Genomic DNA, 25,386 nt, shown 5'->3' on the forward strand with positions numbered 1-25,386 from the left:
AAGAATATACTACTCATATGCCAACAGATGAACACCCCACATCCGGCACGGCGTATCAATCCGTAGTGTTGGATGCGGGGTTCGGGATTGGACTAGGTGCTTGCACCTCCCCTGTTCAGTGGTGGCAGCAATCACCGTCCATATCCATCGATGATGACGAGGATGATGGGGATGGGGAAGCAGAAGTATCAGACGACGTGCCGGCGGAAGTCCCTTGGTCGTTGCCATTGCCGCTGTCTGCGTTGCTGTCCATCGTCATATCGTCCATCGAGTTGCCCGAAGTATCAGCCGCATCATCGGAATCCGAAGAATCCGCAGAATCGGTGGTATCGCCCGAGCCATGCGCATTCTTCGTGGTCGACTGGCTCGTCGAACCACCCGCATTCCTGCCCACGATGACCGCGCTATCCGCAGCGCCACAGCCTGCCGCAGCTGTCAACGCCATCACGCACACCGCCGACGCGAGCACCCGCGCCGCCCATCCGAGCCCGACTGCACGCGGCTTCTCCGACATCGCCCGCTGTCGCATTCCCGATACTGTTCCCATATCCTTTTCCATTCCCTATTCAATCCCTTTCATTCTCATGACAACACGCGCACCCGCGCATGCCATCGACACCACGCATGTGCGCACACAAGCCGGCTAGAACGTGGCAATGAACCGCTGCAGCACGTCCTGCCCGAACTTGGGCGCATCAACCGGCACATGCTCGTCCACACCATGGAAATTCCCGATGACATCAAACCCCTGCGGCACCCGCAACGGGATGAACCCGCACACTTCGATATCCGGATTGACCTTCAACACCGCCTTGCTGTCCGTACCGCCCGACGACAGGAACGGCACGACCACGGCATCCGGATCGACTTGGCTCAGCGTACGCTCAATCGCCGTGAACAGCTCGCCATGCACATCCGTGATGTAGCCGCGACTGCGATGAATCTTCTCCACACTTACCTCAGGACCTGCGAGTTCATGCAAGCGTTCCAGCAGCGTGTCCTCCTGCCCTGGCAACGCCCTGCCGTCAATCAGTGCGCTCGCCTTCGCCGGGACGATATTGACTGTGCTGTCTGCATCAATTGATGTGACGTTGAACGTGTTGCGCACCGAGGAAGCGACCCACGGCTTGGCCGGACCGGTCCGGTCGATGAGTGCTGCCGTGTCGTATTTCGCCTGTTGTCCTTCCTCTTGACGGACGATATCTTGCAGACGATTCACCAGCAATTGCCCGACTTGCCCGGCATCAGCAGGCCACGAGTAGTCGGCGATCCGGGCGACGGCTTTTGCGATCTTTACCACCGCATTGTCCCTGTTAATCTGCGAACCGTGCGATTGGGTTCCTTGCGCGTTGAGCCGGAACCATTGCGTGCCTTTCTCACCTGCCTGCACGTAGTAGACGCGGCGCCCATCCACGTATCCACCAAATCCGCCGGTCTCGCTGATGATGGCACCGACATGGTCAAACCATTCGGGATGATGCTGTGCAATCCATTCGGATCCTTTGAATCCTCCGGCCTCCTCATCGGCGAACAGGATGAAACGCACCGACCGGCGCGGCTTTCCTCCGGAACGCAGAATCGCGCGCAACGCAGCCAACGACATGCCGACCATATCCTTCATATCGATGGCGCCGCGCCCCCAGACGCATTCGACTCCATCGGCATCCGGGTGAATGTCTCCCCCGAGTGGATCGACGCTCCAGTCCTCGAGACGCGCAGGCACCGTATCCAAATGCCCATGGATTAACAGGACCGGCAGATCAGGGTTTTCTCCCGGAATATCCACAATGAGATTCGTGCGTCCGGGGGCACTGTCCACCAGCGTGGAACGGATGCCCACTTCTGCAAGCCGGGCCGCGACCCATTGCGCGGCTTCAGTTTCGCGCGCCCGGTTGTCGCCTGCGTTCTGCGTGTCGAACTGAATCAGCCGCGAGGTGAATTCCACTGCCTCCTGTTGTGTTTGAATGTCTGTCGCGTCCTCGGCCATATTAATCCTCCTTGTCCACTGGTGTCTCGTTTGGCAACAGTTCCTGCGCGTCCCCAACAAAGGCATCCCCCGCGTGCTCCTCACGCGCATCGAAATGAAGTTTCGTCAGCAATTGCTTGCGGTAGGCGGCGAATTCGTCGGACACACGATCTCGCGCATCAAGATTGATTGGCACGATTTCCTTGATCCGCCCCGGTCGAGGTGTCATGATTACCACGCGGCTGCCAAGATAAATCGCCTCGTCCACGTCATGCGTCACCAAAATCATCGTCATGTGGTACTGCTCCCAGATATCGAGCAGCCGGTCCTGCAAATCCGCGCGGGTGAACGAATCCAATGCACCCATCGGCTCATCGAGTAACAGCACATCGGGATGGTCAATCAGCGCACGAGCGATCGCCACACGTTGGGCCATGCCGCCGGAAATCTGATGCGGATACGCCTGCTCGAAACCATGCAAACCGACCATCTCGATATACCGGGCAACATCGGCCTTATGCTCCTTATAAATGCCCTGTGCTTTCAGGCCGAACGCAATATTCTCTTCCACGGTCAGCCACGGAAACAGGCTTCCCTGCTGGAACACATAGCCCCGCTTGGGATTCGGCCCCTCGATAGGTTCACCAGCAAGGTTCAAGGTTCCGCTCTGCGGATGGTCAAGCACTGCGATAAGGCGAAGCAGCGTGGTCTTTCCACACCCGGACGGCCCGATAATCGACACAAGCTCGCCCGGATAGATGGACAGGCTGACATCCGACAGTGCATGAACGACACTTCCGTCAGGAGCCGTGAATTCACGGGACACATGCTCAATGAACAGCTCAGGATTCACGCCTGCGGGCACATCCGCCAATGTCTGCCTGCCACTTGCTACGGTGAGATGGTCAAGTTCAGTGTCGCTCATCGTACGAGTCCTTTCTGCCAACGCAGCATACGGCCGCGAACCACTTCGATGATCTTCATGATCAGAGAGAACAGGATTGCCATCACCACAATCGCCGCGAGAATCTTGTAGTAGGAGGACCATGCTTTTGCCTGGTCGATGTAGTAGCCCAAGCCACCGGGCTGTCCCATCATCTCGGAAATCACCAAGGTCAAGAACGACAGACTGTTCGCCATGCCGATACCGGTGAAAATGCTCGGCGTCGCATTTGGAATGGCCACATGGAACAGGATGTACGGAGTGGATGCGCCGAGCGTGCGGGCGGCTTCAACCAGCATTTTCGGCGTTCCCTTGATGCCTTGTGCGGTCAGGAACGCAACAGGGAACCACGAGGCGATGACCAGCAGGAACACGGCTGCGGCGAAAGGAGTCGGCATCAGGGTCAGCGCGAACGGCATCCATGCGACCGACGGGATGACACCGGTGATTTTCAACACCGGAAACACCCAATAATACGCCTTGTCGAACCAGCCGATCAGCACGCCGGTAACCACGCCGAGCACCACGCCGACAATGAATCCGGCGATGAACAGACGTGTCGAATACAAGGTGTTGAGCACGATATACCCGCCATCGGTGACGAATGCCTCCATCACCTTCGCGGGACCCGGGAAGAACGGCTGTGGCAGCGTCTGCAATTTGGTGCCCGCGATATCCCACAAGGCGAGCGCCACGCCCATTGCGAAACGGAACGGGGCCCGGCTGCGATAGTACTCGCGTTTGTCAGCCGCATGCAGGTCAACGATGCCGGCAATCGCATAGACAACAGCCAGAATGACCAGCAGCGCTCGATATGCCTCCTGCCCGGTGAGCAGGAAAATCCACAACTGCCCTTGTGGGAAGCTCACGTGGGCGATTTGGGGGAAGAACAGACTCACCAACTCGGCGATGATGAAACCTGCGACGGTGAACACGATGGTCATCGGATACGGCATGGTGGCAATGCGTGGATTTTCCGCGGATTGACGCCGCGTGCCGTGTGCATCCGCAGCCTCGCGTGCCGTCAGTCGGGTCGCCCGTACTGCCGGTGGCACAGTCAGGTCTGTTATCAAACTACTCATGGGTCTTCTTTCCTTGCATGATTGAGCATGCGAACCGGTTTGTCCTGGGAGCTTCCGGGACCGGCGACGCGGCCGACCTCCTTACGGGGGCCGGCCTGCGCCTGGGTTTACAGGTCGATCTTCTGGTAGATTGTGTCCGCCAGCTTGGTGGTGTCGTTGGTCTTGAGGAAGCCGATGTTCTTGAGCTGATCAGTGAAATACTGCACATCGCTCTTGATCGCCGCATCCTCGTTATCCTGGACCTTGTAGTCGTAGTCCTTGAACAGCTTGGTGGCGAGCGTGACATCGGTAATCGAGGAGTATTTCTTCTCGGCAATGATTTTCGCCGCCTGCTGCGGATGCGCCGCGATATAGTTGCGGGCCTTATTCAACGCGCGCAGGATGGCAGCCATCTCCTCGGGCTTCTCCTTGATGATCTTGTTCGAGCCGTACAGGAAGCAGCAGAAGTGCTTGGCGAAGGTCGGGTCGGAGCCGAGGTCGAAGATGATGTCGACCGTGCCCTTCTGCTCCTCAACGGTAGGCAGCGGGTCCCACAATGCCGCGGCATCGATATCTCCGTTCTGCAAGGCTTGGAATTCCAAGCTCGAATCGTCATATGGCAGATAGGTCACATCACTGTTGTTCTTGTCGACGTTGAGACCCGCCTGGCCGAGCCACATATTCGCTGCCATGTACGGGGTGCCGCCGATTTCGTCGACACCGATTTTCTTGCCTTTCAAATCCTTCGCGGTCTTGATGCTGGACCCCTTCTTCACGGCGATCTCGATGCAGCCCTTATGCAGCGCGCCCACCACACTGGCGGACACGCCTTCCTCAATCGATGGGAAGAACTGGAAATCGCCGTTCGTGACCGGGAAGCGCCCGGAGTTCAGGCCGACCTTGCGGGTTTCCGCATCGGCGGTCACCAATTTCGCGTTGATGCCTTCGGCCTTGAAATACCCGAGTTCCAAGGCGATGGCGATCGGCGAGCTGCACAACGAGCTCGACTTCGGGAACTCGATGGTCCCGTACTTGTACGTAGTGCTGGTAGCTTTCGAGTCGCCGCTTGCCGACGACGACCCGGACGTCTTGACACTGCATGCGTCAAAGGCGAATACGGCGATCAACGTGCATAGGATCGCCGCGCCTTTGACGACGCGTCCGTGGATGTTCAACATATGTTCTCCTTGATTCTCCGCTGCGGCAGATTCGGCTGTGATGGTGTGGCCGTTCCGCATTAGCCTCGAACCTAATCGCACGCCGTGTGCGAAAGCAAGGATGACGGCATACAAGATGCTTATAGGAAGTTCAAAAAGCGTTGCCGTCCGCGCGCAGACACCCCGTTATAGAGCCGGGTTATGGAATCGCACAACAAACGTGTTGAACCCGTAATATGCGTGTCTGCCGATTTGGCGCATACCGTTGAGGACAACTCTGCGACAGATCAGCTCGCAGCATCAAGCGCAACCGACCGGGCAAAGCATCCGATCGGCAAGGAGACCAAATTTAAGGAGACCGTATGGGAAACATCAATGAAATCACCGATAATCCCGCTTTGGCAGGCGACGGCGTCGCAGGCGGTGAAGGACGCGAAGAGAGTGAAGGAGATGAAGGATTCGCCACCCGGCAGCTGCATGCCGGCTATGACGCCCCTCGGCATCTGGACTCCAGTTCAGTGCCAATCTACGCGACCGCGGGATACGACCTGCACAATGCAGCCCGCGGATCGCGTGCGGCCAACGGTTTGGAACCAGGCGCGCACCTGTACTCCAGGGTGGGCAACCCCACACCGGAAGTCCTTGAGGGGCGTCTTGCCTCGCTGGACGGCGGGATCGCCGCCGTAGCCTTCTCCTCCGGTATGGCGGCCATCAGTTCCACGATCCTCAATCTCGCCGACCACGGTGGACGAATCGTCTCAACCCGCGACCTGTACGGCGGCACCTTCGATTTCATCAACAATCTGCTCCCCGCGCTCGGCGTAGGAGTGGATTATGTGGATACAGTCGATGACGAACAGCAGCTTGAAGCGGCAATCGGTCCCGACACCCGCCTTGTCTTCCTGGAAAGCGTGTCGAACCCGACCACGCGGATTACCGATCTCGATCTGGTCGCCCGCGTCGCTCACCGGCACGGTGTCGCCGTCGTCGTGGACAACACCCTGCCCACGCCATACCTGTTCAGACCAATCGAGCATGGCGCGGATATCGTCGTCTATTCCACCACGAAAGCAATCAATGGGCATGGCAATGCCGTAGGCGGCGCGGTGGTGGATGCAGGGAAACTCGACTACGGGCCGGACAACCATGTCGATGACGAGGAACGCTCCACCCAGGGAGGCGTGAAACCACGCTACCCGCAGTTCAACTCCTTCGTGCATAACATCAGCGATGAAGCGCACGGGCAGCGCCGAAGCTTCGTGGACGCCTACGGACGCAAGGCGTTCATCCAACGGCTACGGCTGAAATACCTGCGGCTGCTCGGTGCCGAGCCCGGCCCGTTCGAAAGCTATCTGACCTTGCAAAGCTTGGAAACGCTTGATGTCAGGCTCGACCGGGCGGTGTCAAACACCCTCACCGTCGCACGTTTCCTTGATGCGCATCCGCACGTCACGCGCGTAGATTACGCCGGTTTGCCGGACTCACCCGACCATGCGCTCGCGGAACGTGATTATCCGCGCGGCGTCGGCACAGTGCTCGCCTTCACGCTCGAAGGCGGTGTCGAACAGGCGAACGCGTTTATTGACGCGACGCAGGTGTTCACGTATCTGACAAATATCGGGGATTCCAAGTCGTTGATTGTCGATCCTGCGCGAACCACCCACCGCGAGTTCAACGCGGATCAACAGCGCGCCATCGGTGTGGAACCAACCACAATCCGCCTGTCCATCGGATTGGAGGACTCCCGAGATCTCATCGCCGACCTGGAACGTGGATTCCAGGCGGCGTATGGGCAGGCGTGACGTCTCGACAGGGCTTGGGTCGGCCGGCGGGAAGGTCTGCGAATTTCGTACTGTCCCGCCGGCGGGAGTCTTCTTACCTGCCAATACGCGATTGTGAGTCAACAGCTCATCTTTCAAATTCAATGATCTGCTCATTCACCAATACATCAGTACACATTCAACCAACATGTCAACCACCCAATAATCCATCAACAACAAGGAGAGAGAACCATGAGTACAACCGAACCACAGGAAGACCTGTACGCCGGCTATGACACCGTCCTCGACGACACGCAACGACTGCGCCCCAACATCTACGAATCCCGGCTGCGACTACTGCACAAAGCCCTGACCACCACGCCCGACGGCGAGGACGCTGACCCTGGGTCCATCCTGTCCATCGGCGTGGGCAGCGGGATCTTCGAAACCCTGCTCGCCGAACGCTATGGCATTCGCGTCAGACAAGCTATTGAACCATCACCTGCGCTCGGGGCGCAGGCACGCGCGAAGGGCCTCGACATCGTCGCCACGACCGCACAGGAATTCGATTACAGTCAAGCGCCGTACGACACCATCGTGTACAACGGCTCATCATTCGGATTCATCCCAGATGATGAGATCATCCCCGCATTCCGGCGCAATCGCGAAGCACTCGCGCCGAATGGGCGGATTGTGCTTACCGATGTGCCAGCGGAATCAGCGCTCGGCATCGTGCTGCGTCTGCGTCAGGCCGCAGGATTGGACGATTCGCTCGTCAAGCCGTTGCTGGAGGGCACAGCATTCTTCAATGTGGACACGCATATCTACAAGCCATACTGGCATGAAATCCCCTGGTATGACAAGGCTCTGCGCGCGGCTGGATTCTCCCGCATCTCCCACTGGCAGACATTGCTGGAGAACCTGCCGTACCACAATGATGAACCACATGATCCGGTACCCGGTTATCAGAGCGGCAACTATGTCGCTATTATCGCCGAGGCATGAGCCGGGCGCAACGACACTCAATCGGAACTGAGCAATATTCCTGCTTTGACGTGGCAGCACACACGACAAGCACACGACAAATCCACCCATCATCCACTCAACATCACTATCCATGAATCGACACCCTGAGACCATGAAGTCCCACAGTCAATCCCAATGAAAGGAACCCACCCATGGCACGATTCTTCTCCTCGGAAGCGGTGACCGAAGGCCACCCGGACAAGGTCTGCGACATCATCTCCGATTCCATCCTCGATGCATATCTCACGCTGGACCCGGATTCCCGTGTCGCCGTCGAAACCACCGCAAAAGACGGGCTCGTCGTCGTCGAAGGCGAAGTGAGCGTCCCGCGCGTGCTCGACCATGTGGCTATCGTGCGCCAGGCACTGCACGACATCGGATATACCACAGCGGAATCCGGCATCGACCCGGATGGTTGCGGCATCATCAACAACATCCGGCCACGCGTGTTCGACAATCCACAAGGCGACTACGGCGATACCGACAAAATCACCGACAAGGAAACCGCATACAACACCTTCGGCGGCGACCAAGGCATCATGATTGGATACGCGAACGATGATACGGACGCGCTCATGCCACTGCCCGCCTACGCGTCCAACCGTATCGCCGAACGGCTCGCGTGGGTGCGCAAGAACGGCGTCATTCCGCAGCTGCGTCCGGACGGCAAAGTGCTCGTCACCGTGGAATACACCGACGATCTGCGACCTGTCGCCTTCCGGCACGTACTCATCTCCACCCAGCATTCGCCCGAGATCTCCGTTGAAGAGGTGCGCCGTCAAGTGCGCGAACAGGTACTCGACCCCGTGCTCAAGACCTTCCCGAATATCGCGGCGGATGACATCGATGTCGTCATCAACGCCTCACCCTTCCACACCGGTGGGCCGAAAGCCGATTCGGGACTGACCGGGCGCAAAATCATCGTGGACACGTACGGCGGGTTCGCCGCTCACGGCGGCGGCGCGTTCTCCGGCAAGGACCCGCGCAAACCCGACCGTTCCGCGGCATATGCGGCACGCTGGGTGGCCAAGACCATCGTGGCCGCAGGACTTGCGCGGCGCGTGCAGGTTTCGCTCGGATACTTCCGCAATGTCGCCGCTCCGGTCAACATCAACGTGGAAACTTACGGAACCGAGACGGTTGCGCGCGAAGCGATCCAGAAGGCTGTGGAGCAGGTGTTCGATTTGCGTCAGCTCGCCATCATCGACGAGCTGAACCTGCGCCGGCCAATCTACCGTAAAACCGCAGCATACGGGCATTTCGGTCGGACTGGCGAGGAATTCACCTGGGAACGCACCGACAAGGCGGATGCGTTGCGGGATGCCGCGCTGGCACAGTAGGCAGGAGTAGGTGATAGCAAGCGCCGTGTCATGCGCACATCCGCTGCAGAGGTCAGGGCCACTGTAGTAGTGAATGTGTGCATGACACGGCGCGGGTTGCTATAGCTGCATGATGATGTTCCCGGAATGATTGGATACTTGGGGTCCGACCGTTCCGGGAGCATTGCTTTGTTAGCTGAGGTGACCGGTATTCTGGGACGATTGACCGATTCTATGACCTGGGCGTGGCGCGCAGGTCTTTTTAGGTCGTTGCCCTTGACCCAAACCGTACATCGATGGTCGATATCGGATGCAGGCCAAGAGCGTGTGCTGCGCCATCTGCCTGTCCAAGCAAGCAGAAGCATGCCGTGGTATTCCGTAGCATTCCGGTCAACACGGATATGTCCTTCCACGCTGTTGCCAGCTCTGTTGATGGGTCTGAATCGAGAATTGGATGACGAAATCCGATTCAGTCCACAACACGGTATGCAACACCTCGCCCGGCTTATCGTGGATGCTTGGAATTCCGCCGATGTACGGCATATCATGCGTGCGCCCGGACACTGTTGTCGTCTGTCACGCGGACCGAACCGGAAATTGGACACCAGAATCGGATCCAGTCCAATAGGCGGCGGCGGAATTGGCTGCACACCCGGTAGCTGGAATCATGGAAACCTTGGTACTCCGCCATTTTCATACAGATGCAGGTGTATATCATCTGCCGCGGATGCTCCTGTTATGCACCAAATCGAAGATTGGGCTACGGAATCGCATTCAGCCCAATGGATTACACTGGAACCGACGTGCGACCAAGCGCCCCGAATTCCGTATGCCTTGGCAATCGGCCATTTTCACACACACGCAGGATTATTCCGTTTTCCGCGGATGCTCCTGTTATGCACCAAATCGAAGATTAAAGCACGGGATTGGATTTGGTCCGCGCCTAGTACCAGCGATGAGTTGAAAGGCAACTCTCCCGGTTTCTGGAACCGATGGATTCCGCCGTTCCTGGTCTTGGACGAGCATTGCGTATCCGCTGCGTTGACTGTTTGCTCGAACTGAATCGGAAATCAAGCGCGAAAGTCCGATTCGGCAACGTGCAATACGATGCGTGCGATTGCCTGTCTTTCAGAAACCGTTGGGGCTTCAGCGCAGGCAATACCGCACGAGTTGCACCATGATGCCGGATTCCGTTCACGAAATCACAAGTTTTTCGACGGAGGCAACCCAACCGACAGAACAGCAATCGGCCCGGCGACAGATGGTATTGCACCATGCGTCACCAGGCCAATCTGATGTCCGGCTGATTCTGGGCGTTTCCCTATGCCGTCCCGCCTACCGCACCGTCTCCGCGAGCTCCGGCTGCACCGCCTTCGCCGCGACCGCGAACGCCTGGTCGAGGTCCTCGATGAGGTCGTTCACGTCTTCGATGCCGATGGACAGGCGGATGAGCTCGTCGGTGATGCCGACTTTGAGGCGTTCCTCGCGCGGCAGTTCGAAATGCGTCATGCGACACGGCAGTTCGGCGAGGCTGACGGCGAGCCGGAACAGGTGCAGGTTGTTGAGGATTTCCGCCGGGTCGATGCCTTTGACGACTTCGAGGCTGAGCACGCCGCCAAAGCCCTTGAGCCCCTTCTCGGTGTCGCCGGGCTGGCGGCCACCTGCGACGCCCGGATAGTGGACGGTCGCGACGAGCGGGTTGTCCAGCAGCCAGTTCGCGATGGCGACGGCGTTGCTCTGCTGACGTTCGATGCGCAGGCCGAGCGTCTGGATACCGCGACGCACGGAGTCGGATTCAGCCGGCGGAAGGATGCCTCCCAGCCGGTTCTGCGCATAATAGACACGCTCGCCCAGCTTGTCGTCGCGCACGACGGCGAGACCGGCGATGACATCCGAATGCCCGGCCAAGTATTTGGTCGCCGAATGCAGGACGATGTCTGCGCCCAAATCCAGCGGCTGCTGCAGATACGGGGTCACGAAGGTGTTGTCCACAATCACGATGGCACCGTACTTGTGGGCAATCCGCGCAATCGCAGCGACATCGTTGACCTGCAACAGCGGGTTGGTCAGGGTCTCGAAATAGACGGCCTTGGCGGGTTCGCTGGCACCATCCTCGTCGCCGGCGACGCCGACACCGCTGATCGCCGCTTCGAGCGCCTCGTAATCATTGGTATCCACGGGCTGGCTGACCAGGCCCCAGCGGGTGAAATGCTCGTTGAACTGCGAGTAGGTGCCGCCGTAGACGTTGCTGCCGACGACGATCCGGTCGCCCGGCTTGAAGATCGAAAGGACCGCGTGGATGGCGGCGAGCCCGGAAGCGAACGCGAAGCCGCGAGTGCCGTGTTCGAGCTGCGCGATCTGGCGCTCGAGGAAGTCACGCGTCGGGTTGCCGCTGCGCGCGTAATCCCAGCGGGGCATGGACTCGACCGATTCGAAAGCATACGTGGATGAGTTGTAGATAGGCGGATTCACGGCCCCGGTCGTGTTATCGTTCACCGGCAGTCCGTGGACCAGCTGAGTGTTGAACCTCGTCATAGTGCACCCCCTAGGTAGTGTCGCAAGCGCCGCGGGCAAGCCGGGCGGATGGTTGGTTTGGCTGTGTTGATTGTTTGGTTTGGTTGATTGTTTGGTTTGGTTGTTGATTGCTTGCCGTGTTGCCGGCGGCGGGACCTTTCGGCCTCGCGTTGGTTACGAACCTAATCGCGCAAGGCTCGCAGATACAAACTGCAAGGCATACGGGATACTTATATGCGGCTAACAACCGTTGCAGCGATTGGGGTTTTGCTCTTAGGCGGATGGGGTCCGGCGAGCGCGACACGCGGGAGGCGAGTGGGGCGGGTGAAGGGCGATGAGTGGGGATCAACGTGTCAATGAACAGCCTGGGGTTCAAGCCGTGCGCAGCAAGGAATCGCACGATACCATGGTTTCCCGGGAATGAGGATTGGATTTGCATGTGACACCGCTTATGGCCGTGACTGATTCGGGAATTGAACGCCGAAATCCGATACAGTCTGCGGGTGGTGGTGGAATCGATGGTCTTTTCGATGTGCCGTATCGCGGAAGCCTTGGTATTCCGCGGCTCCTGTGTGATTTTGGATTGTGACCACAGCCGTGCCGGCCTATCAATGGACTGAACCGGGAATCATGGACCGGGATTGGATTTGGTCCGTGCAGGGTGTCTTGATTGCCGGTACGATGGCTTGTCTTGGTTTCGGGGACCGCGGGATTCCGCCGTTTCCGGATGAATACGGGTTGTTATTGTCTGCCGCAAGGACCACCGTCGTGGACTGGTTCGGAGATTGGACCTCGAGATTGGATTGGGTCCGCGTGGGATGTTGGTGACTGGCGATGCGATGACTTGTACCGGTTTCGGGGACCGCGGGATTCGGCCGTTATCGGATTGATGCGGATTGCTACCGCTGCCGGACGGCCTGTTTCCGTGAACTGGTTCGGGGATCGGACACCGAAATCGGCTTCGGGTCGAGGGGAACACTGGAATCCATGAGTGCCCGGCTGCGCGGTTGGTCGGCGATGATCAACGAACCGCGGGATTCCGCTGTTTCTGGCTGGCTGCGGGCGGTGGCGGTTTGCGGCAGGGGCGGCTCCCGTGGACTGAACCCGGAATCGGGGGCCAAGATTGGATTTGGTCCGACTTCGGGGCCGTGGCCGGTTCGGCGGCTGGCTGGTCTTGGTCCGGGGGCCGCGGGATTCCGCCGTTTTAGGATGAGTGCGGATTGCGGTCGCCTGTCGGACCGCCTGTTTCCGTGGACTGATTCGGAGATTGGACATCGAAATCGGATTCGATCCGTGCATGGCTGCGCAATCGGCTGCGTTCCTGATTGACCGGATTCCGAAAGCATTGGGATTCCGCCGTTTCCGGATGGGTGCGGATTGTGTCCGTCTGCCGGATTGCTTGTTTCCATGGATCGGTTCGCGAATCGGGCGCCGAAATCGGATTCGGTACGAGGGGAACACTGGAATCAGTGTGTGCCCTGCTGTGCGACCGGCCGGTCATCATCAACGAACCATGATATTCCGCCTTGCCTGGTTGGGCTCGGTTCGCGGGTACGCGCGGCGGCGGCCGGCCGAATGGACCGGTCCGGGAATCGGATGCGGGAATCGGATCCGGTCCCCGCGCACCGGACGTGGCCGTCGGCATGCCGTTTGCGTGGATTGTTGGTTTCGGTGCGTGTCGCTGCCGGTATGACGGTGTCCCGGGCGTAGACTGGAACCAGCCTTGCGTCATCCCGGGAACACCCTGTGCGCCCCGTGCGCGTTCCAGGTGGTCGGTATGCCGTAGGCGACGAGAGAAGGTCGCGTGGGAGCGGCCGGCACGGCATGGCCCCGGGTCGGGGCCGGGGTCGGGGTCGGGAGTGTTCGGCGTCGCGGCGCGCGGTTGCGGATCGGAGGCGATGATGCGGCACAATGGTTCCGCCCGGACACTGGGGGCGTGGACACAGTTTAAACATGTGATGGCGGTATCGGCGCCAGGCGCGCGGGGAGGTGTGTGTGATGTCGATGAGTGAATCGTTGGATGCGTTGCGCGGGTATGAGGATTTCCTCGCCTCGCATGGCGCTGATGTGGTACGCAGGCTGCGTCCGGGGTTGGACAGGCAGCGGATCGACGACCTGTGCCGGCAGCATAACGCGGTATTGCCGCAGGATGCGCGCGCGTTGTGGATGTGGCATGACGGCGATACCGCAGGCCCATGGGAGGACAACGGGTGGACCGGCCAGCCCGGCATCGTCGCCTGGTATTCCTTCCCCAGCCTCGAATCCACACTCACCATGCTGGAACAAGAATGTCCCGACCGCGAAACACCGCTGAGCCTGCCCGGAGACGATGAGGCCGGCATACAACACCACGTACGTGACGCGATACCGATTGCCTATTACTCTCTTGGGGCGCGTCTCGCCATAGTGGATTGGCCGATCAAGCGCCAATGCGTCATCTACCCCGGAGGCGGAGCGAACGGTGCCTATGCGCTGTATCGCGGGGAATATTGGACATTGCCTGATTTCATCAGCATGTGCGAGCAATGCATCGAATCCGGCCTGTGGCGTATCTACCCCGATGGGCAAATCAGGGTCGATCGTACACGGCAGATGAGCATTTACCATGAACGTGTCAAACGCAACGGCGGCAAGCCGATTAAAGATCCCGTGTATTCCGGCGACCAGTCCGGCAAAGGTATCACGCTCCAAGAGATGTTGAGCTTTGCCGCAGCCGCGCAACAAGACAAGTTACAGCATAGCCATAAGGCAGCGGACAGAAATGCTGACGATGCTCAGGAGGGAGACGGTCATGGCGTTCAATGAGGTCACCGAGGCATTGCGCGAGTATGAGGCCAAGGTCGCCGAAAAAGGCGGCGCCGCGGTTCGCCGGCTCCGCCCAGGGCTCACCCGTGAGGATGCCCAGCGGATCGCCGCCGGGTATGACGTCACGCTCACCGAGGACGCGCTTGCCGTGTGGATGTGGCATGACGGCGAAGGCACCCTCCCCTACTGCCCCGGGAATCCCGATCACCAATGCGATGGCTCGTATGGTATTTTTGCCGAATCGGGATTCCCGCCACTGTCCGTTGCATTCCAACTCACTGAGCGGATGTGCGCGCTCTGGGATTCGTTCGAAAACAGTGCCCCTTTCCCGGCAAACGTTATGCATGCAACAGATATCGCCGATTTCAACGGCGGAACTAGCGCGATGTGCCTCTGGGATGTTACATTCACTGTATATAACACCGATTTGCCACAAGTAGTCATTGATTGTCATAATCCCGAAGTCAAGGATTCAATGGCACTGACTTGTGAATATCAATACGTCAATCGCGGCAATCTCACAGTATCCGATTTCATCCACAAGGAAATCGAACGGCTTGACGACGGTACGTATACCGTCAGCGACAACGGCACTCTGGTTTTCGCTTGATGACGTGAGTTGCGGTGTTGCACGACGATACAGGTACTCACGTAGATTCAGAACATTATTGGGACAGCGCTGTTGTGTGAGTCAATCCTCACAAACCCACGGTCAGACTCGTCTCAGAAGCCGATTTCAGCCGCCGTACCGCCCGTTGTGTGAGGCAATCCTCACACAGCGGGTGCCTGATCAACTCAATCGGCTGATTCCGACCAACGGAACCGTCACCGTGTGAGTCAGTCCTCGCACAACGGCGCCCCGTCTGCGAAGGAGCCCGCGGCGAGCTCTCACCTGTCTGCGCCCGCCGCAGCGGCGAACAGCCGTGTGACGTTTGCGGCAGTGGCAGAGAGGTTGTCGGCGGTCTCGCGGCACGCGTCCGCAAGGGATTGCGGTTCGCGGATAATCGGGAACACCGCGTCGATGCCGCACGCGTAGAGATCCGCGGATGCCGAATCATCGGCATCATCCCGAGGAATAGTCCGAGCGGCTGAGCCATCGGCACACCCATCCGCACCCCGGCTCCCGGCAACCGTCTGCGGCACTGCGGCGACACCGCGGGCGACCGCTCCGGCGAGCGCCACGACCACGATGCGCGGATTGGCTTGCTTGACGATGTGGGCGACACCGGCCGGGGTTTTGCCGTAGGCGGTCTGCCCGTCAATCCGCCCTTCGCCAGTGATGCACACGTCCGCCGTCCGTGCACGGTCCGCAAGCCGCGATGCCGTCGCGACGAGCTGGATGCCGGGTTCGATGGTCGCGTTCGTGAAGGCGAGCAGTCCTGCTCCGGTTCCGCCACCGGCACCGGCTCCAGGAACCGCGGCGACAGAACGTCCCAGATCGCGTTCGATGACCTGTGCGAACCGCCCGAGCGCGTCATCGAGTTGCCGGACCATCGTCAGGGTCGCGCCCTTCTGCGGGCCGAATACTGCGGATGCGCCGGTCGGCCCGGTCAGCGGATTGGTGACATCGGTGGCGATGCGGATCACCGTATGCGCGAGTCGCGGGTCCATGCGGGCGGTGTCGATATGGTCGAGTCGCGCGAGCGCCGCACCTCCCGGTTCCAGTTCCCGCCCGTTCGTATCCAGTAATCGGGCGCCAAGCGCCTGGGCGATGCCGGCGCCGCCATCGTTGGTCGCGCTGCCGCCGAGCGTAACGATAATCGTGCGCGCCCCGTCATCGAGCGCGTGTCTGATCAGCTCGCCAGTGCCGAACGTGCTGGCATGCAGCGGGTCGCGCGTATGCTCATCCACGTATTGCAGGCCGCTGGCACGCGCCATCTCTACCACGGCGACACGCCCGGGCTCGGCTGTTGCTACGCGATTCGCGTTCCCTGTGTTTCGTACACCATCGGTATGCAGCACATCTTCGATACCCTGCATATCCCCGACATCCCGGGCATCCAAGACATCCCTTGCGTCCAACAGCCCGTACTCCGCGCGGACCAGCCGCATCAGCGGATCGCGGACCATCGCACTGCGACGTCGTCCGCCTACCGAAGCCAGCAGCACATCCAGCGTGCCTTCTCCCCCATCAGCCATCGGCGCGATATCGCAACACGCCGTCGGGCAAGCCGCCTCCACCCCGCGCACGACCGCGCGACACGCCGCCACGGCATCAAGCGAGCCCTTGAACGAATCCATCGCAATGAGAAACTTCACGGCTCCAGCCTATGATGAGGACGCAACCAGCGGCACGACACGGCACGGTCAGGCATTCGCAACCGAACGCCAGCCACCCACCCACCGCACGCCGCACACCACGCACGAACCCAGTGCACGAACTCAGCACGCAGGAGGTAACGATGCCATCATCAACCAACACCACCGGTATCAGCACATACACGCCATCCCCCGACCGATACGAGACCATGCCCTACCGGCGAAGTGGCCGCAGCGGTCTGAAACTGCCCGCCATCAGCCTCGGCTTTTGGCATAATTTCGGCGATTTCTCGTCATACGACACGATGAAACAGCTGTGCTTCACCGCATTCGACCACGGCATCACGCATTTCGACCTCGCCAACAACTACGGGCCGGAACCCGGCAGCGCCGAACGCAACGCCGGCAGGATTTTGCACGATTATTTCGGCGCACACCGCGACGAGCTGGTCATCAGCACCAAAGCCGGATTCGACATGTGGCCCGGCCCATACGGCGACCACGGCAGCCGCAAATACCTGCTCGCCAGCCTCGATCAGAGTCTGACGCGACTCGGCCTTGACTACGTCGACATCTTCTACCACCACTGCCCCGACCCGGACACACCGCTCGAGGAAACCATGGGCGCGCTCGCGCAGGCGGTCACAAGCGGCAAAGCACTGTACGTGGGCCTGTCGAACTATGACGGGCAGCGGCTCGAAGCGGCCAAGGCGATCCTTGACGAACTGCATGTGCCGTTCATCATCGCGCAGAACCGCTACAACATCCTTGACCGGACCGTGGAACATAACGGCCTGCTCGATGCCGTCAGCCGGCTGGGCAAGGGGCTGATCACCTACAGCCCGCTCGACCAGGGACTGCTCACCGACCGGTATCTGGACGGGATTCCAACGGATTCGCGCGTGGCCAGGGACGGCCGGTTCCTCACCGAAGCCGACGTGGCACGCACGCATGACGCGATTGTCGCGTTGAATACGATTGCCGCTGCGCGCGGGCAGAGTCTCGCGGATATGGCGCTCGCCTGGCTGCTGCGCAAGAGCGAAGTGACCAGTGTGCTCGTGGGCGCGTCCCGACCCGAGCAGCTGCTTGACAGCATCGGCGCACTGCAGTCGGCCGATTTCACCAATGACGAGCTTACCGCCATCGACCGGATCGCAAACACCGGACGGTAAGTATCCGCACCGCGACAATCAACACTGCACTCAACGCCGGCTTTCGCAAAAGAGAAGGGGCCCGGCGGAAACCGGGCCCCGAAGAAGGAGAGAAAAGAAGAGAGAAGGGATTGAATTATGGGATTCACAAGAGAATCTCGCCAACTTCCGCTGACCTGAATCAGCATACGGATGTCACCTTGGGTTCACAATACGTTTCCCTGTGAATACCCTGAGATACATACAGGGAATACTCAGCTTGCCATGCGAGCACCGGCATTGCCATCCAGCGACATGACACATAGGAAAATCATGGTGCTTCCGATGTGACTGGGTTCTTGCGGGAGTACAGGAGTGGAGGCGTCGCGGGGAGGTCAATCGGTTCGCGCATCAATCCCGGCCCACCGGGACGTCAGGCCAGCGCGACACACCCGCCTGCCATGCAACACCGGGTTGTGCATGCCCGGACATACGGAACCCGACCGATACCGCCCGGAGCCCCGCCGTACAGGACGATACACCCGGGTTCGTATGCGCGGGCATGCACAACCTGACGGATACCACCGGACACCGCCGTCTTCCGTGGCGTTTGCCCCGCCCACGCATGCCATGGCATACACGACGCGTCGCATCCCACCTGGGCACGCGGCCGCCAATACGGTTCCGCCGAGTTGCGCATGCCCAAGCATACGCAGCCGGACCATACGCCCGCCCGGGCCATCGAGACCGGATTCCCGCATCCGAGAAAGGCACGCTGTAGACCGGACAACAAGGCCAACACCCCATGAATGTCCCTACGTCATCACCGTCAAGCGGCACCGCTACACCAACGCCGGTACCAATGCCAACGCCAATGCCCCCATGTCACCCACCGCATGCATAATGGGCGCATGAATACGTTGGGCAATATCCTGTGGCTGATTCTCGGCGGTCTCGAACTGGCTGTGGCATGGGCGATCATCGGCATCGTGCTGTGCATCACCATCGTCGGCATCCCGCTCGGCATCCAAGCGTTCAAAATGGCTGGCCTGACACTCACCCCGTTCGGCAAGTCCGTGGTGTATGGCGGTGGCGTCGGCTCACTGCTCGCCAACATCATCTGGGTGGTGTTGGTCGGCATCTGGATGGCAATCGGCTACGTGATCGCAGGCGTACTCAACTGCATCACCGTCATCGGCGTGCCGTTCGGCATCCAGTCATTCAAGATGGCGAAGCTCGCGTTGTGGCCGTTCGGCGCGCAAGTCATGTGACCACGAGACACACGTTCTCATCATCCCGCAGTTCCGCCGGCCGCAATAACCACCCTGCTACGCCTGCTGCCACGCGAACGGCAGATGCATGAACTCCGTCACTTTGTACCATTTGACCGGATACCCGGCACCATGCGCGCAGAATACCGAATCCGGAGTGTTTTCCAGATCGGCTTCGGGATCATACTCGGCTGCAGCGATGACCGCGTCCTCGTCGTGGCATGGTCGGTAGCCCGCCGACACGCAGGTCAGCGACCCGCGTCCGTGCGTGTACGCGTTGACATCCATCGCGTAATCACGCATGCCTTCGACGGGCGCCTCGCCCTCCAGCACCGCCGTCGTGCCGTCATTGTCAGGCGGGTCGAACGTACCACTCATCCGCTGGATATCAGCCATCGCATGCCCCACCTGATCGGCGGGCAGCTCCAGACGGAAGCGGTACCACGGTTCAAGCACATGGCAATGCCCGCCCTGACGCGCCTGCATGAGCCCTTCGCGGATTGCGCGATACGTCGCCTGGCGGAAATCCCCGCCTTCCGTGTGCTTGTCATGCGCCCGACCGGTCAGCAACGTAATCTGCATATCGGTGATTGGCGCGCCGATAAGCACGCCCAGATGCTCGCGTTCGCGCATATGCGTCATGATCAGGCGCTGCCAGTTGCGGTCGAGCACATCCAAACTGCAATCGCTGGCGAATTGGAGTCCGCGGCCACGCTCGAGCGGCTCCAGCAGCAGGTGGACTTCCGCGTAGTGCCGCAACGGTTCGAAATGACCCACCCCTTCGACCGGCGTGTCTATGGTCTCGTGGTATACGATGCCCCCGCGATCGAACGCGACTTCGATGCCGAAGCGCGTGCGCAGCAGTTCCTGCACGATTTCCAGCTGGACAGCGCCCATGAGCTGGATGTGAATCTCCTCAAGACGCTCGATCCACCGCACGTGCAACAGCGGTTCCTCGTCCTCGAGTTCACGCAGCGCACCCAACAGCTTGTGCGTATCCGTGCCATCGGTGGCCGTAACCGTGTAGGTGAGCACAGGTTCAAGCAGCGGATGCGAGGCGTCCGTCTGCATGCCGAGCCCCTGACCTGGCACCGTGCCTTCCAGACCGGTCACCGCACATACTGTTCCGGCGGGGGCGGATTGCAGGATATCGTATTTCGCGCCTGAATATCGCCTGATCTGGTCGATTTTTCCGTACGGTTCAATCTCGCTTTTCACAGGCAATTCGCCGCCGGTCACTTTCAGCCAAGTGAGCCGGTTGTGCTGGGCGTCATGCGAAATGCGGAACACGCGGGCGCCGAAATCCTTGTCATTGCTGCGATCACTACTGTTATCGGCGTTATCTTTGCCATGATTGACGGAAGTGTTGTCGGAAGAGTTGTCGCCGTATCCGTCATAGCGCGGCTCAGGAGCGTACGCGGCAAGCGCATCCAGCAGATAGCGGATGCCTTGCAATTGCAGCGCCGACGTCCACAGGCATGGGACGAGCTTGCGTTGCGCGATCATCCGGCTGATGGTTCCAGGACTGATGCGGCCGGTGTCGCAATATTCGTCGAGCGCGGATTCGTCGAGCGCGGCGACATCTTCATCGTGTTCCATTCGGGAACCGGCGGAAATCTGGGCGTGGGCGGACGAGCCGCCGACAATCATGCCAGTCGATGCGCCCGTGGCTGCATGGGCGTCTGCGGTAACTGAAGCATCCGAAGGTACGGGGGTGTCCGCAGTGACCGGGGTATCCGCATTCTCAGCGATATCGGCAGAATTCTGCGGCAATCCGGTATCCACGCACACCTCGCCAAATCGCTTGCGGATGCCGGCGAGCACGTCATCGCGCGAAATGCCGGGAGCGAGCGCGTCGATTTTATTGATGACGATGAAGGTCGGCACATGATAGCGCTCCAGCAATCGCCACAGAGTCTCGGTATGACCTTGCACGCCATCGACGGCTGAGATGACGAGCAGAGCGACATCGAGCACACCCAGTGTGCGTTCCATATCGGCGGCAAAATCCACGTGCCCGGGCGTGTCGAGCAGGGTCAAGCGCATACCCGGATAGTCGATGATCGCGTCTTTGGAATAGATGGTGATGCCACGTCGTTTTTCCAACGCGTCGGTATCGAGGAACGCGTCGCCATGATCGACGCGGCCAAGCCGACGCACTTCGCCGGACACGTACAACATCGCCTCGGAAAGTGTGGTCTTGCCCGCATCCACGTGGGCGAGCACGCCCGCGACGATCTGCTTCATCATGCTCCTGTCGGTCGGTGGAAAGCGCCGGGCGACGCCCGACTTCCCCATGGTAGGACGCCACGGCGTCATCGCTGCCGGTGTACCCGCCGCCCCCGACTCCTGTCTCTCCCCCAACCTTCTACCGACGCTGACAGTGGTCTCAGCGTCGGTAGAAACAGGGATGCGGGTGGGCAGATACACAAACTGGCTACGCTAGCGGACTCACCAGCGTAACCAGTTTGTGAGGTTGGGAGCGTCGATACTCAACAAGATGCACCCCTTGGGGTGTCGAACCAGCGGGCATCACGCCCACAGGCACGGCGCCCCCGAGGCGTCAGGCCTTGGCGACGGCGACCTCGAGTTCCTTGGCGGTATCGCTCGGCTTGATGTCGAGCGTCGTGGCGAGCGTCTCGTGAGCGATCAGGTCACGGAACTGCTCAAGCTTCGGCGCATCCACCGCGGGTGCGGTCAGGGTTAGCACAATCCGGTCGGAGATATTGAAATCGGCTTCCTTTCGGGCATCCTGCACCGCACGGACCGCGTCACGCGCGTAGCCTTCGGCCAGCAGATCGTCGTCGAGCGCGGTGTCGAGAATCACGAACCCGCCGGACGGCAGCGCCGAGGACACCGAATTAGCGGCCTGCTTGGCATCCTGCTCCTCCACGCGATTGATGACCTCGAACTCGCCATCCTCGAGCACGATATCGCCGTTCGGCGTCTCGACCACAGGAGCGCCGGTCGCGGCATCCACATGCCAGGCACCCGTCTTGGACGCCTTGATGGCGAACTGCACCTGCTTGCCCAGGCGCGGGCCGGCGGCGCGCGCATTGACCTTGAGCTGGTGGATGATCTTCAGCCCGTGTTCCGGCGCATCCTCGAGAGTCGAGAAGTCCACGGACTTCACGTTGAGCTCGGACTTCAGAATCTCAACGTAATCCTCAACCGCCTCCGGGTCGGCGACCACGACGGTGAGCTTGCTCAGCGGCTGACGCACGCGAATCTGCTCCGCCTTGCGCAGCGACAGGGTCGCGGAAACCACCTCGCGCACCTGGTCCATCGCGGACACAAGCGCATCATTGGCCTTGAGCACAAGACCAAGCTCCGTAGACTCGCCGGTCTTCTCGTCAGTAAGGAACGGCCAATCCGCCAGATGCACGGATTCGCCGCCGGTCAGACCCCGCCACACGGTTTCCGCCTCCATCGGGGCGAGCGGGGCGAGTGCGCGCATGAAGGTTTCCAGCACAGTGTACAGCGTGTTGAACGCGTTCTCGTCCTCGTTCCAGAAGCGGTCGCGCGTGTTGCGGATGTACCAGTTGGTCAGCACGTCGATGAAATCGGTGACCGCCTCGCACGCATCGGAAATCGCGAAATCATCCAGCGACTTCTCGACGCGTTCAACCAGCAGGCGCGTACGGGCCAGCAGATACTGGTCCATGCGAGGCAGACCGTCAACTTCGTCGGCACGCAGACGACGTGCGTCGAAGCCCTTGCCTCCGTTCGCCGCGTTCGCGTACAGCGTGAAGAAGTAGTACGAGCTCCACACCGGCAGCATGACCTGGCGCACGGTGTCGCGGATGCCGTCCGCGGTAACGATGAGGTTGCCGCCGCGCAGAATCGGGGAGCTCATGAGGAACCAACGCATGGCGTCGGAACCGAACTTGTCGAACACGCCGTTGACATCCGGGTAGTTGCGCAGGTGCTTGCTCATCTTCTGGCCGTCGGAGCCGAGCACGATGCCATGGCAGATGACGTTCTTGAACGCCGGCTTGTCGAACAGTGCGGTTGCCATGATGTGCAGCGTGTAGAACCAGCCGCGCGTCTGGCCGATGTACTCGACCACGTAGTCGCACGGGAAGTGCTGCTCGAAATACTCCTTGTTCTCGAAGGGGTAATGGAACTGCGCGAACGGCATGGAGCCGGATTCGAACCAGCAGTCGAGCACGTCGGTGATGCGGTGCATATGGCTCTTGCCGGTCGGATCGTCCGGGTTCGGGCGGGTCAGGCGGTCGATATACGGGCGATGCATGTTGATCTCGCCCTTGTCGTCGCGCGGGTAATCGCCGAAATCAGCCTTGAGCTCGTCAAGCGAACCGTACACGTCGACGCGCGGATACTTCGGGTCGTCACTCACCCACACCGGAATCGGCGAGCCCCAGAAGCGGTTGCGACTGATGGACCAGTCACGCGCGTTGGCGAGCCACTTGCCGAACTGGCCGTCCTTGACGTTGGACGGAATCCAGTTGATTTCCTGATTGTGCTTGAGCAGGCGGTCCTTGATCTTCGTGACCGAGACGAACCAGCTTGACACTGGCTTGTAGATCAGCGGGGTGCCGCAACGCCAACAGTGCGGGTAGGAGTGCACGTAGCTCTTCTCCTGGAACAGCAGAGCGCGATGCTCCTCGGGGATGCGCGCGAGCGGGCCGTCTCCGGCGCGCAGGTTGCGCAGAATCGGCAGGTTCGCGTCGAACACGTACATGCCCTCATAGTCGGGGGCGAGCGCGTTGAACACGCAGGCTTCGTCGAGCACATCCACAGACTTGATGCCCTTGGCGTTGAGCGTGTTCATATCGTCTTCGCCGTATGGCGCCTGGTGTACAAGGCCGGAACCTTCGACTGTGTCGACGTAGTCGGCGGTGAAGATCTGGAAGGCGTTCGGGCCGGGGGTACCACCTTCGGCGAGCGCCTTGTCGTCGGCGAAATACGGGAAGACCGGCCAGTAGCGCCATCCTTCCATCTCGGCGCCCTTGAACTCGCGCACGATCTCGTAGTCGTCGCCGAGTTCCTTGGCATAGGCATCGAGACGCGGCTTGCCGATATAGAATTTCTTGCCGGCGAACTTGCCTTGCGTCGGGCGCACCTCGACATAGTCGATGTCAGCGCCGACGACGATGGCGAGGTTGGTGGGCACGGTCCACGGGGTGGTGGTCCAGAACACGGCGTAGGCGTCGTCTTCGTCGCGCAGTTTGACGGCGACGGACACGGTGGTGTCCTGACGGTCTTGGTAGACGTCCGCGTCCATGCGCAACTCGTGGTTGCTCAGCGGGGTGCGGTCCTTCGGGCAGTACGGCAGCACGCGGTAGCCCTTATAGGCCAGGCCCTTTTCGTACAGCTGCTTGAACGCCCACATCACGGATTCCATGTACGGGATATTGAGCGTCTTGTAGCCGTGGTCGAAGTCCACCCAGCGGCCCTGACGGTGCACGTATTCACGCCATTCGTTGGTGTATTTGAGCACGGAGGCGCGGCAGGCGTCGTTGAACTTGGCGATGCCCATCTTGTTGATGTCATCGACCGAGTCGATGCCGAGTTCCTTCTGCGCTTCGAGCTCGGCAGGCAGGCCGTGCGTGTCCCAACCGAATACGCGGTTGACCTTGTGGCCCTTCATGGTCTGGTAGCGCGGGATGACGTCCTTCGCATAACCGGTCAGCAGATGGCCGTAGTGCGGCAGACCGTTGGCGAACGGCGGGCCGTCGAAGAACACGAACTCGTTCTGGCTGTGGTCGCCGGACGGGCGGCGTTCCACGGATTTGTTGAAGGTGTCATCGGTGTCCCAATAATCGAGGACCGATTCCTCGAGTTTGGGGAAGTCCGGGTTCGGCGCGACTTTGGCGCTCTGATCGCCGGTTGATGCCTTGGGATACACGTGATCGGTGGTTTCGCTCACCATATTCTCCTCGACTGGCTGGTTGACATTGCCACGAGGACGACGGGGCTTGTGCCCGCGCCGCGGTACCACCTCGCTTGCCGCGTATCGCCGGATTGCCGGTTGTGCGCGACCGCTTGTGTCCGGCTGTGTCGGGCCGGACCCGTCGGTTCTACTGGGAGCTTGGCATTCGCCGATTCGTCGATTTGCCGGGCCCTGTTCTTCCGAAGACTCCCCGCTGATAACGGATCATCGTCTCATACAGCCGCCATGATAGCACCGCGGGCGGGACGAGACCGCAAC

The 25,386-nt window shown here is 60.3% G+C and carries 16 protein-coding genes; 7 read left to right on the plus strand and 9 right to left on the minus strand.

All coding sequences use genetic code 11. From position 1 onward, the window contains the following. Positions 1 to 115: 115 nt before the first annotated feature. From K315_RS10430 to K315_RS0105770, 5 genes are all read right to left on the minus strand, one after another. A complete protein-coding gene (locus K315_RS10430) occupies positions 116 to 547 on the minus strand; it encodes a hypothetical protein (protein WP_152571492.1) in 432 nt (143 codons plus the stop codon). A 96-nt stretch (positions 548 to 643) separates the two neighbouring features. Further along, a complete protein-coding gene (locus K315_RS0105755) occupies positions 644 to 1,987 on the minus strand; it encodes a M20/M25/M40 family metallo-hydrolase (RefSeq protein ID WP_029576590.1) in 1,344 nt (447 codons plus the stop codon). A 1-nt stretch (position 1,988) separates the two neighbouring features. After that, positions 1,989 to 2,891 (minus strand): ABC transporter ATP-binding protein, encoded by a 903-nt coding sequence (locus K315_RS0105760; protein ID WP_052316558.1) that lies wholly within the window; start codon positions 2,889 to 2,891, stop codon positions 1,989 to 1,991. Then, on the minus strand, positions 2,888 to 3,991 hold the full coding sequence (locus tag K315_RS0105765; RefSeq protein WP_152571493.1) for an ABC transporter permease: 1,104 nt from the start codon (positions 3,989 to 3,991) through the stop codon (positions 2,888 to 2,890). The genes K315_RS0105760 and K315_RS0105765 overlap by 4 nt, the downstream gene beginning before the upstream one ends. 107 nt (positions 3,992 to 4,098) lie before the next feature. Then, on the minus strand, positions 4,099 to 5,148 hold the full coding sequence (locus K315_RS0105770; RefSeq protein WP_029576593.1) for an ABC transporter substrate-binding protein: 1,050 nt from the start codon (positions 5,146 to 5,148) through the stop codon (positions 4,099 to 4,101). A gap of 341 nt (positions 5,149 to 5,489) precedes the next feature. Here K315_RS0105770 and K315_RS0105775 point away from each other — a divergent pair, with 341 nt between their 5' ends. The 3 genes from K315_RS0105775 to metK all read left to right on the plus strand — a co-directional run bounded on the left by K315_RS0105775 (position 5,490) and on the right by metK (position 9,253). Further along, positions 5,490 to 6,929 carry an O-acetylhomoserine aminocarboxypropyltransferase/cysteine synthase family protein gene (locus K315_RS0105775; RefSeq protein WP_029576594.1) on the plus strand — a complete coding sequence of 480 codons (1,440 nt, stop codon included), beginning with the start codon at positions 5,490 to 5,492 and terminating at the stop codon, positions 6,927 to 6,929. 210 nt (positions 6,930 to 7,139) lie between these two features. Then, positions 7,140 to 7,892: a class I SAM-dependent methyltransferase gene (locus tag K315_RS0105780; protein ID WP_029576595.1), complete on the plus strand. Its 753-nt coding sequence runs from the start codon at positions 7,140 to 7,142 to the stop codon at positions 7,890 to 7,892. 173 nt (positions 7,893 to 8,065) lie between these two features. Then, positions 8,066 to 9,253, plus strand: coding sequence for a methionine adenosyltransferase (gene metK / locus K315_RS0105785; RefSeq protein WP_029576596.1), 1,188 nt, complete (start codon positions 8,066 to 8,068; stop codon positions 9,251 to 9,253). A gap of 1,314 nt (positions 9,254 to 10,567) precedes the next feature. Here metK and K315_RS0105795 read toward each other — a convergent pair. Beyond that, positions 10,568 to 11,767: a trans-sulfuration enzyme family protein gene (locus K315_RS0105795; RefSeq protein ID WP_029576597.1), complete on the minus strand. Its 1,200-nt coding sequence runs from the start codon at positions 11,765 to 11,767 to the stop codon at positions 10,568 to 10,570. A 1,983-nt stretch (positions 11,768 to 13,750) separates the two neighbouring features. Between K315_RS0105795 and K315_RS0105805 the strand changes: the two genes are divergently transcribed. Together K315_RS0105805 and K315_RS0105810 are read left to right on the plus strand one after the other, a co-directional pair. Then, complete coding sequence (locus K315_RS0105805; protein ID WP_155804621.1) at positions 13,751 to 14,551, plus strand: SMI1/KNR4 family protein; 801 nt, start codon at positions 13,751 to 13,753, stop codon at positions 14,549 to 14,551. Then, positions 14,538 to 15,161, plus strand: coding sequence for an SMI1/KNR4 family protein (locus K315_RS0105810; protein ID WP_029576600.1), 624 nt, complete (start codon positions 14,538 to 14,540; stop codon positions 15,159 to 15,161). Before K315_RS0105805 ends, K315_RS0105810 begins: the two co-directional genes overlap by 14 nt. Positions 15,162 to 15,439: 278 nt before the next feature. Here K315_RS0105810 and K315_RS0105815 read toward each other — a convergent pair whose 3' ends face one another. Continuing rightward, a complete protein-coding gene (locus tag K315_RS0105815) occupies positions 15,440 to 16,810 on the minus strand; it encodes a glycerate kinase (protein WP_029576601.1) in 1,371 nt (456 codons plus the stop codon). Between the two features lie 143 nt (positions 16,811 to 16,953). Here K315_RS0105815 and K315_RS0105820 point away from each other — a divergent pair, with 143 nt between their 5' ends. Together K315_RS0105820 and K315_RS0105825 are read left to right on the plus strand one after the other, a co-directional pair. Next, on the plus strand, positions 16,954 to 17,982 hold the full coding sequence (locus K315_RS0105820; RefSeq protein WP_029576602.1) for an aldo/keto reductase: 1,029 nt from the start codon (positions 16,954 to 16,956) through the stop codon (positions 17,980 to 17,982). Between the two features lie 869 nt (positions 17,983 to 18,851). Next, positions 18,852 to 19,211 carry a YccF domain-containing protein gene (locus tag K315_RS0105825; RefSeq protein ID WP_029576603.1) on the plus strand — a complete coding sequence of 120 codons (360 nt, stop codon included), beginning with the start codon at positions 18,852 to 18,854 and terminating at the stop codon, positions 19,209 to 19,211. A 57-nt stretch (positions 19,212 to 19,268) separates the two neighbouring features. On the opposite strand, the gene K315_RS0105830 is transcribed toward K315_RS0105825, so the two are convergent. Next, positions 19,269 to 21,458 carry an elongation factor G gene (locus K315_RS0105830; RefSeq protein ID WP_029576604.1) on the minus strand — a complete coding sequence of 730 codons (2,190 nt, stop codon included), beginning with the start codon at positions 21,456 to 21,458 and terminating at the stop codon, positions 19,269 to 19,271. 316 nt (positions 21,459 to 21,774) lie between these two features. Next, the gene (ileS, locus tag K315_RS0105835; RefSeq protein WP_029576605.1) at positions 21,775 to 25,107 is read right to left on the minus strand and encodes a mupirocin-resistant isoleucine--tRNA ligase; all 3,333 of its coding nucleotides are present in this window, start codon (positions 25,105 to 25,107) and stop codon (positions 21,775 to 21,777) included. Positions 25,108 to 25,386 lie beyond the last annotated feature (279 nt).

It is taken from the genome of Bifidobacterium thermacidophilum subsp. thermacidophilum DSM 15837 (genome assembly GCF_000426425.1).
In the GTDB taxonomy this organism is placed as follows: Bacteria; Actinomycetota; Actinomycetes; order Actinomycetales; family Bifidobacteriaceae; genus Bifidobacterium; species Bifidobacterium thermacidophilum.

Excerpts from the sequence above, each read along its gene's own strand:
- K315_RS10430 (WP_152571492.1), bottom strand. The coding sequence starts at position 547 with ATGGGAACAGTATCGGGAATGCGACAGCGGGCGATGTCGGAGAAGCCG.
- K315_RS0105755 (WP_029576590.1), bottom strand. The coding sequence starts at position 1,987 with ATGGCCGAGGACGCGACAGACATTCAAACACAACAGGAGGCAGTGGAA.
- K315_RS0105760 (WP_052316558.1), bottom strand. The coding sequence starts at position 2,891 with ATGAGCGACACTGAACTTGACCATCTCACCGTAGCAAGTGGCAGGCAG.
- K315_RS0105765 (WP_152571493.1), bottom strand. The coding sequence starts at position 3,991 with ATGAGTAGTTTGATAACAGACCTGACTGTGCCACCGGCAGTACGGGCG.
- K315_RS0105770 (WP_029576593.1), bottom strand. The coding sequence starts at position 5,148 with ATGTTGAACATCCACGGACGCGTCGTCAAAGGCGCGGCGATCCTATGC.
- K315_RS0105775 (WP_029576594.1), top strand. The coding sequence starts at position 5,490 with ATGGGAAACATCAATGAAATCACCGATAATCCCGCTTTGGCAGGCGAC.
- K315_RS0105780 (WP_029576595.1), top strand. The coding sequence starts at position 7,140 with ATGAGTACAACCGAACCACAGGAAGACCTGTACGCCGGCTATGACACC.
- metK (WP_029576596.1), top strand. The coding sequence starts at position 8,066 with ATGGCACGATTCTTCTCCTCGGAAGCGGTGACCGAAGGCCACCCGGAC.
- K315_RS0105795 (WP_029576597.1), bottom strand. The coding sequence starts at position 11,767 with ATGACGAGGTTCAACACTCAGCTGGTCCACGGACTGCCGGTGAACGAT.
- K315_RS0105805 (WP_155804621.1), top strand. The coding sequence starts at position 13,751 with ATGAGTGAATCGTTGGATGCGTTGCGCGGGTATGAGGATTTCCTCGCC.
- K315_RS0105810 (WP_029576600.1), top strand. The coding sequence starts at position 14,538 with ATGGCGTTCAATGAGGTCACCGAGGCATTGCGCGAGTATGAGGCCAAG.
- K315_RS0105820 (WP_029576602.1), top strand. The coding sequence starts at position 16,954 with ATGCCATCATCAACCAACACCACCGGTATCAGCACATACACGCCATCC.
- K315_RS0105825 (WP_029576603.1), top strand. The coding sequence starts at position 18,852 with ATGAATACGTTGGGCAATATCCTGTGGCTGATTCTCGGCGGTCTCGAA.
- K315_RS0105830 (WP_029576604.1), bottom strand. The coding sequence starts at position 21,458 with ATGAAGCAGATCGTCGCGGGCGTGCTCGCCCACGTGGATGCGGGCAAG.
- ileS (WP_029576605.1), bottom strand. The coding sequence starts at position 25,107 with ATGGTGAGCGAAACCACCGATCACGTGTATCCCAAGGCATCAACCGGC.